We start from the raw sequence: 309 nt of genomic DNA on the forward strand, positions 1-309 counted from the left end.
CTGGATGATGTCGCCATACGCGCTGTAGCCCCATTGGGTCGGATGCACGCCCATATCGCAGAAGATGAGCTGCGTGCCGCGTGTGGGCTTTGTTTTCTCCCAGATGGATGCGACATTGTTGGCCAGGGCATTCGATTTGGAATCCGGATGATCCGTTGCATCCGGGCTGATCAGCCTGGCATCAAGTGCCAGCTTCCTTCCGTCGGTGGTGATCGCGAGCGCATTATCTTCCCTCGGATCGACTTTTTCGTTGCGGATGCGCTCATAACGCTCGATCAGCCGGTGCTGGATTTCGGCCTGATCGAAGCT

Annotated in this window: 1 pseudogene; it reads right to left on the minus strand. The window is 57.0% G+C overall.

From position 1 onward, the window contains the following. Positions 1-309, minus strand: a pseudogene (locus tag AB1L30_RS00255) (helicase); the annotation flags it as partial.

Source organism: Bremerella sp. JC817, from assembly GCF_040718835.1.
Lineage (GTDB): Bacteria > Planctomycetota > Planctomycetia > Pirellulales > Pirellulaceae > Bremerella.